The 7,804-nt window shown below is 43.1% G+C and carries 7 protein-coding genes, 2 tRNA genes and 1 pseudogene; 9 read left to right on the plus strand and 1 reads right to left on the minus strand.

The window, feature by feature from the left end:
* The first annotated feature begins 16 nt into the window (after nucleotides 1-16).
* The 7 genes from KCG35_RS18370 (at nucleotide 17) to KCG35_RS18400 (ending at nucleotide 5,807) form a co-directional block, all read left to right on the plus strand.
* On the plus strand, nucleotides 17-766 hold the full coding sequence (locus KCG35_RS18370) for an electron transfer flavoprotein subunit beta/FixA family protein (RefSeq protein WP_215821260.1): 750 nt from the start codon (nucleotides 17-19) through the stop codon (nucleotides 764-766).
* Nucleotides 766-1,692: an electron transfer flavoprotein subunit alpha/FixB family protein gene (locus KCG35_RS18375; protein ID WP_215821261.1), complete on the plus strand. Its 927-nt coding sequence runs from the start codon at nucleotides 766-768 to the stop codon at nucleotides 1,690-1,692. The genes KCG35_RS18370 and KCG35_RS18375 overlap by 1 nt, the downstream gene beginning before the upstream one ends.
* Before the next feature lie 506 nt (nucleotides 1,693-2,198).
* Nucleotides 2,199-2,849 carry a UvrY/SirA/GacA family response regulator transcription factor gene (uvrY, locus tag KCG35_RS18380; protein ID WP_215821262.1) on the plus strand — a complete coding sequence of 217 codons (651 nt, stop codon included), beginning with the start codon at nucleotides 2,199-2,201 and terminating at the stop codon, nucleotides 2,847-2,849.
* A gap of 225 nt (nucleotides 2,850-3,074) precedes the next feature.
* Nucleotides 3,075-4,925, plus strand: a complete 1,851-nt coding sequence (gene uvrC, locus KCG35_RS18385) for an excinuclease ABC subunit UvrC (RefSeq protein WP_215821263.1) — start codon at nucleotides 3,075-3,077, stop codon at nucleotides 4,923-4,925.
* 61 nt (nucleotides 4,926-4,986) lie between these two features.
* Nucleotides 4,987-5,544, plus strand: coding sequence for a CDP-diacylglycerol--glycerol-3-phosphate 3-phosphatidyltransferase (gene pgsA, locus KCG35_RS18390; RefSeq protein WP_215821264.1), 558 nt, complete (start codon nucleotides 4,987-4,989; stop codon nucleotides 5,542-5,544).
* A 103-nt stretch (nucleotides 5,545-5,647) separates the two neighbouring features.
* Nucleotides 5,648-5,723, plus strand: a tRNA-Gly gene (locus KCG35_RS18395).
* Between the two features lie 10 nt (nucleotides 5,724-5,733).
* A tRNA-Cys gene (locus KCG35_RS18400) sits at nucleotides 5,734-5,807 on the plus strand.
* Between the two features lie 38 nt (nucleotides 5,808-5,845).
* Here KCG35_RS18400 and KCG35_RS18405 read toward each other — a convergent pair.
* Entirely contained in the window at nucleotides 5,846-6,643 is a 798-nt protein-coding gene (locus tag KCG35_RS18405) for a substrate-binding periplasmic protein (protein WP_215821265.1), read from the minus strand.
* Between the two features lie 204 nt (nucleotides 6,644-6,847).
* Between KCG35_RS18405 and KCG35_RS18410 the strand changes: the two genes are divergently transcribed.
* Both KCG35_RS18410 and KCG35_RS18415 read left to right on the plus strand, forming a co-directional pair.
* Entirely contained in the window at nucleotides 6,848-7,459 is a 612-nt protein-coding gene (locus KCG35_RS18410; protein WP_215821266.1) for a trimeric intracellular cation channel family protein, read from the plus strand.
* Between the two features lie 135 nt (nucleotides 7,460-7,594).
* Nucleotides 7,595-7,804: pseudogene (locus KCG35_RS18415) on the plus strand (alkaline phosphatase family protein); the annotation flags it as partial.

A 7,804-nucleotide genomic window follows, 5' to 3' on the forward strand; every position in this document is an offset into this window, starting at 1 on the left:
TCATAATGAGGACGCTATGAAAGTTCTTGTAGCGGTTAAGCGAGTTATCGACTACAACGTCAAGGTCCGCGTCAAACCAGACCACAGTGATGTCGATCTTAATAATGTAAAAATGGCAATTAATCCATTTTGTGAAATTGCCGTAGAAGAAGCTGTTCGTCTGAAAGAAAAGGGCGTTGCCAGTGAAATTGTTGTGGTCTCTATTGGCCCTAAAGAAGCCCAAGAGCAAATTCGGACCGCACTTGCCCTTGGTGCTGATCGCGGCATACTCATTCAAACTGAGGAAATGCCTTCTTCCTTAGGCGTGGCAAAGCTTCTAAAAGCGGTTGTGGATCAGGAACAACCACAACTTATTATCCTCGGTAAACAAGCCATTGATACTGATAATAACCAAACCGGCCAAATGCTTGCTGCCTTAACTGATTACCCACAAGGTGCTTTTGCCTCTGCGGTTGACGTTGAAAGCGATCATATCAATGTCACTCGTGAAGTGGATGGTGGTTTGCAAACACTGAAGCTGTCTTTACCCGCCGTCATTACTGCTGACTTGCGTCTCAACGAGCCCCGTTACGCGTCACTGCCAAATATCATGAAAGCCAAGCGTAAGCCTCTGGATACAAAAACACCAGCAGACCTAGGGGTAACGCTCACCAATACCTTAAAAACAGTGAACGTCGAGCCACCCGCTGAGCGCCAAGCAGGTATCAAAGTCGCCAGTGTGGAAGAGTTAGTTGACAAGCTAAAAAATGAGGCGAAGGTGATCTAATGAGTATTTTAGTTATTGCTGAGCATAATAACCTTGAGTTGCATAAGCCTACACTGAATACTGTTACTGCAGCCCTCGCACTGGGTGATGAAGTTGATATCCTGGTGGCAGGAGCTGCATGTGGCAAAGTGGCTGAGCAAGCGGCCCAAGTGGCCAAGGTTCGCAAAGTACTGTTAGCAGACCATGCTGGCTATGAGCATCAACTGGCAGAAAATATCGCTAAACTGGTCGCCACAATAGGAAAAAACTATACCCATATTTTGGCACCTGCAGGCACTCAGGGTAAAAATACGTTACCCCATGTAGCAGCATTACTGGATGTGGATCAACTATCCGACGTTATCCGTATTGATAGCCCAGATACTTTTGCCAGACCAATTTACGCAGGCAATGCCATCGCGACAGTCCAATCCAGTGCAGCCATCAAGGTCATGACAATCCGTGCGACTAACTTTGATGCTGCAGCAACCAATGGCAATGCACCGATTGAAACACTGGATGATACATTCAATACAGAAGCGGTTACCTTTATCAAAGAAGAGCTAGCACAATCTGATCGTCCAGAACTGACTGCTGCTGATGTTGTCATTTCAGGTGGTCGAGGTATGGCTAATGGTGAAAACTTTGAAATGCTGTATACATTAGCAGATAAACTTAATGCAGCAGTAGGCGCTTCTCGAGCAGCTGTTGATGCGGGCTTTGTACCCAATGACATGCAAGTTGGGCAAACAGGTAAAATTGTGGCACCTAACCTGTATATCGCTGTTGGTATATCAGGTGCTATTCAGCACTTAGCAGGTATGAAAGACAGTAAGGTGATTGTTGCGATCAACAAAGATGAAGAAGCCCCCATATTCCAGGTAGCAGACTATGGGCTGGTGGCAGATCTCTTTGAGGTCGTACCTCAACTGGAAAACCTATTGTAATAAGCCAATGTCCTCAACCAGGAAAAAGGCATACCCGCTTTTAATAGCGGGTTAATATCAGAAGATGCTGATAGACAAACATTCAAACAACAAAGGCATCTTCTGATGATTAATGTGCTCACAGTATGCAGTCAGTGCAGCACAGAATAAGCATGATAACCGCACTCATAGACTACATGTGCGGTAAAACTTAGTAAGAAAGTAACACTTAAATTCTTTTTATGTTACTTGCTGAGTTTAATAACATGACTTGTGAAAGCATCAGTATTAAGGATAAACTGGCTGGATTAACTTGGACGAAATAACCAATTAAGTCCAGAATATATTCATAACAGCGATGATTTTTATCTTTCTAAAGCTGTTATGAAGCTGACTGTAGCGAGCTGATTCGCTCATCGGTTGGAGCCACTATTCATACCCACAGGGTTTTGCTATTTTATTCTAATTCACCCTGTTCAGTGGCACTAATGCTGATCTAGTAAGATTTATGCCGAGGAGTGTTCCATTTGATTAAAATCCTTGTTGCCGATGATCATGACCTCGTCCGCACCGGCATCACCCGTATGTTACAAGATGTCAATGAGCTGGAAGTTGTCGGCGAAGCACGAACTGGAGAAGAAGCTGTAGACATGGCTCGTCGATTAGCACCTGATGTTGTGCTGATGGATGTTAAAATGCCTGGTATTGGTGGACTGGAAGCAACACGAAAAATCACTCGATCTAACCCCAATGTCAAAATTATTGCGGTCACGGTCTGTGATGATGAACCATTCCCCTCACGCTTATTGCAAGCGGGTGCCTCCGGATATGTTACTAAAGGCGCAGCGCTGGATGAAATGGTTACCGCTATTCGAATGGCCCATCAAGGTAAGCGTTATATTAGCCCTGATATAGCCCAGCAGCTGGCGCTCAAACAGTTTGATCAGGAAGGTAAGCAGTCTCCCTTTGACAGCCTGTCTGAACGGGAAATTCAAATTGCGATGATGATTGTCAACTGCCACAAGGTTCAGGCTATTTCTGACAAGTTATGCCTCAGCCCTAAAACAGTCAATAGTTATCGCTACCGAATCTTCGACAAACTGAATATTTCCAGTGACGTAGAACTAACACTATTAGCCGTCAAGCATGGTATGTTGGATACAGAAACCATTCGTTAGGCTACTTGCCTGTTAAACAATAGTTATATCCTGATGGTCAAGGTACACTTACATTAGAAGTGTACCCTGTATGGATTATTGTTGATCATATTATGCATGAACCACCTACCATTCTTTTCCCTAATTTTTATCCCCTCAAGATAGCGTTACAGTAATGAATAAAACAAACACCAGCGTATTTTTAGTAATTGGCAATTAACCAACAGACTTTTTTTAACGACCAACATGACTCAAACGGCTACCAATACATTTGATGCTAAGCATTTTCTCAAGCTTACCCCCAAACAACCAGGGGTTTACCAAATGTATGATCAGCAGGATAAAATCTTATATGTAGGCAAAGCCAAAAATTTGCGCCAACGCTTAGCCAGCTATTTTAGCAGCCAGCCCCTAGCTCCCAAAACCAATGCATTAGTTAAAAAGATTGCTCGGGTTGAAACCACAGTCACCAACTCTGAAACAGAAGCACTTCTGCTTGAACAGAATTTAATTAAGGCCCTGAAACCTCCATACAATATTTTACTGCGCGACGATAAGTCCTATCCCTTTATTTACCTGTCTAATGACCCATATCCACGTCTCAGTTTGCACCGAGGCCGACGTAATGCACCTGGGGAATACTTTGGACCTTTTCCTTCTGCCTATGCAGTAAAAGAAAGCCTTAACTGGCTACAAAAAATATTTCAGGTTCGCCAGTGTGAAAATAGTTTTTTTAGTAACCGAAGTCGACCTTGCCTGCAATACCAGATTAAACGCTGTAAAGCACCCTGTGTAGACCTTGTTAGCCAGGAAGAATATGCAAAAGATGTTACCCAGTCTCGATTATTTCTGCAGGGTAAAAGCCAACAACTGATGTACGACCTGATAGAGGAAATGGAGCAAGCGGCCAGCAAGTTGGAATTTGAGCAAGCCGCCACCCACAGAGACCGTATTAATCATTTACGTCAGATTCAGGAGCAACAAGTCATCGTAGCTTCGGGACAGGGTGATCATGACTGCATTGCTTTCATAGAACAACAAGGTGTAATCAGCTTTGTGGTCTTAATGATCAGGGGTGGGCGTCTACTTGGCCAACGTACTTTTTTTCATGACATTGCCCTTGAGCTGGCTCAAGAAGAACAGCTACAGGAGTTTCTGGCACAGTTTTATATTTCCAATGCCAAGCAACGAGATTTTCCTAAAGAAGTCATTACCTGCCAGGCAATACCAGAGCCCGATATTTTTATCACCGCACTCCAGCAGTTCTGTGGACAGCGGATTACCTTAAAGCATAATGTACGGGCGGAACGTTTAAGCTGGTTGCAGTTGGCCGAAAAAAATGCCAAGCAGCAGCTTGCAGGTCGCCTTGCCAATAAACAGCATATGCTACAGCGCTTTCAACAGTTACAAACCTTACTGCAACTGGCCTTTTTACCAGAGCGTATTGAGTGTTTTGATATCAGCCATACCCAGGGTGAAGCTACGGTTGCTTCTTGTGTTGTCTTTGGGCAAGAAGGGGCTTTAAAAAAAGATTATCGCCGTTATAACATCCAAAATATTACCCCTGGTGATGACTATGCTGCCATGCAGCAAGCGCTTCAACGGCGTTTTGCACGTACAGCAGAAGAGGGCTGTATACCGGATATACTGCTCATTGATGGTGGCAAAGGACAACTCAGCATTGCACAACAGGTGCTGGCAGACTACTCATTATCTTCTATCACACTGGTTGGAGTAGCCAAAGGTCCTTCAAGAAAACCAGGGTTGGAAACACTATTGATCTCAAATAACCTACTTACGAAGTATAAACAGGTTGATCCTGCGCCTGATCATGGAGGCTTTCTACTCATACAACAGGTGAGGGATGAAGCGCATCGCTTTGCTATTGCTGGTCACCGTAATAAGCGCAGCAAAGCCCGACAGCAGTCTATTCTTGAGCATGTACCTGGTATTGGGCATAAGCGACGACAGGCATTATTGAAATATTTTGGTGGTATACAAGGAATTAGCAGCGCAACTGTCACGGAACTGCAAAAAGTAAAAGGTATTAGTAAATCGCTGGCGCAACAGATATATGATACTTTACATCACGAATGAAGCCTCTACACTAGCGGCCGATAAAAGAATAATGCCAACCAAGGAATAGCCCAGAAGTCGCATGAACATTCCGAATTATTTAACGTTACTCCGCATTGTCCTCATTCCCGTTATCGTGCTTGTTTATTATTTACCTCAACCGTGGAGTTACCAGGCCAGTGCTGGCATATTTGCCCTGGCAGGTATTACTGATTGGTTCGATGGCTATTTAGCACGCCGACTTAACCAGGCTACGCCTTTTGGCGCCTTCCTAGACCCCGTTGCTGATAAGTTGATGGTGGCTATCGCTTTGGCATTACTGGTCGAGGAATTCTCTCACATTTGGCTGACTATCCCTGCCATTATTATTATTGGCCGTGAGATTGTAATTTCTGCACTAAGAGAGTGGATGGCCGAAATAGGTAAAAGAACCAGTGTTGCTGTTAGTTTTGTAGGCAAGTTAAAAACTGCCGTACAAATGTTATCCATCTTTTTATTATTGGCATCACCTGCTGGATATCCCACAACCATTTTTTATATTGGTATTAGCTGCCTCTATCTTGCCGCAATACTCACCCTGTGGTCCATGGTGGTTTATTTACGCACAGCTTGGGCAGATCTATCCCCCTTAAAAGAGTGAATGGCGATCATCTGCACATCATTCTTTTAGTTATAATGACGGTTTTTATTAATAACTGCTTGACAGAAAAGCTGAGATGCCTAAAATACGCAGCGTGTCTCAGGCGGGAATAGCTCAGTTGGTAGAGCACAACCTTGCCAAGGTTGGGGTCGCGAGTTCGAGTCTCGTTTCCCGCTCCACTTGAGATTAGGCTGGGTGGCAGAGTGGTCATGCAGCGGACTGCAACTCCGTGTACGCCGGTTCGATTCCGACCCCAGCCTCCATTTTCTTAGCAACAACAAGTCCGTATTTAGCTTTGTTGCTAAGCACCACCTTTATACTTTCCCTCTAAAAAATCTTTGTAATAACGCTGATAGCGTCCTGTCTCTTTTAGCCAACGTAGTCCTTTATTAAACGTCTTTAATAGTTTTTCTGACGACGTTTTACCCTTGGGAAAAAGTAAGCTAACAGGGTAACGTATCAAAGGCTTTGCATGATGTGTAATGCGCTTAGCGACATCAGGAGCAAGATGCTCAGCTAATAAAAAATGACCTGAGGTATAAGGGGTGACAAAGATATCAATTCGCCCCCGCAGTAACATATTTAAATTATTAATATCTTTTTTATTAACAATAATATCAAGCGATTTGTCATCCACAGCCTGCCATAGTTCTTTGTTGTATGAATACCCTCGGGTAATTCCTATTTTATAAGGCTTCAAATCCTGCAATGTCGTCCAGTTTGGAATGGATGTTTTCCGCAAATGAAACAGCAACACTCGCTCAGTATAAAGTGGTTCACTACAATGAAACTTTAACCGTCGGTAATCGACACAAGCCCAAAAAGCACTGGCATCCACTTTGCCTTGTTCAGCATCAGAGATATTTCTGTTCCAAGAATTATGATAAATAAATAACACCTGAAACCCTTGATGATTAAATGACTCAGTAATAATGTGATTAATAAAGCCACCATGCTTATAGCCTTTCACCGACCAGGGATGAAACTCACCAATGGCAATTTCAACAATCTTCTTATCACCAGCACCAGCCCAGGATGAGCTTATCCCAGCCCAGCACCCACAGATGAATAACATCAACTGACAGATCATAGTCTTCATATCACCTGTACACATCCTCCATACCCTTACATTCACACTATTCAGTATTTATTTTGTTATATAAACCAATATTGCTCACAGCACTTCACGCTAACCGTGGTTTGGTATAAGCTCAAAGCGCTTTTAATTTGCATTATCATAGATACAAGAGTAGGGCAGTACACAGCTTTTCCAAGCTTCATGATGCTATTGATGTAGGTTAATATGGATACGCTTTATTATATTGGGCTGGTATGCGGTGGCGTTTTTGCCATAACAGGCGTCATCGCTTCACAAAACAAAGGACTCGATCTATTTTCGGTCGTTTTATTAGGCGTAGTGACTGCCATTGGTGGCGGAACCATTCGTGACTTACTTTTGGCCAACCATCCCATTTTTTGGATTGCAGACTTAAATTTTCTGTGGGTTGCTATTTTTGCCTCTATTTTTGCTTTTTTTACCGTCAATATTATTTCCAATAAACAAGCATTATTACTATATTTGGATGCATTAGGCGCTTCATTATTTGCTATTTTAGCAACTCATAACACTTTACAATCCAACTATCCTGCTATTGTTGCCATTATTATGGGACTCATTACCGCGATTTTTGGTGGTATTCTCCGTGATGTGTTAACCGGACGTCCCACCTTACTGATGAGTCAGGAACTCTATGCCACCCCTTTATTAGTTGGCTCCACTGCGTTAGCCTTGCTTTATCACTTCAATATACAATTTACTGGACTGATTCCTCTCAGTATTGCGATCACTTTTCTATTTCGAGCTTCATGCATTTATTTTCATATACATTATCCAGCCTGGCTCTGTCGACAATAGACCCTCTCACCTAACCATAATCAATCTCTGTACAGCCTCTGTGTAATGCAGGCGATATACCTACCAACAGGTTTTCAAACCGTCAACTATGCTTATCAAATCAAGAATGGACTTCTGTCATAAGGAATCAGGGAAATGACTGAAAGAGCCTTTGAGCATATTATAATCATCATGTTTGAAAACCAATATCGCAGCTATGTCCTGCAAAACCCTTACATGCAATCACTCGCACGACAAGGAATTGAGTTAACCCAATACTACGGTGTTATGCATCCCTCACAAACGAATTATATCGCTTCCATTGCTGGTGAGCTTTGTAATATGAGTGACGATGAACCTCCCCCC

The organism is Zooshikella harenae (assembly GCF_018837975.1).
GTDB lineage: Bacteria > Pseudomonadota > Gammaproteobacteria > Pseudomonadales > Zooshikellaceae > Zooshikella > Zooshikella harenae.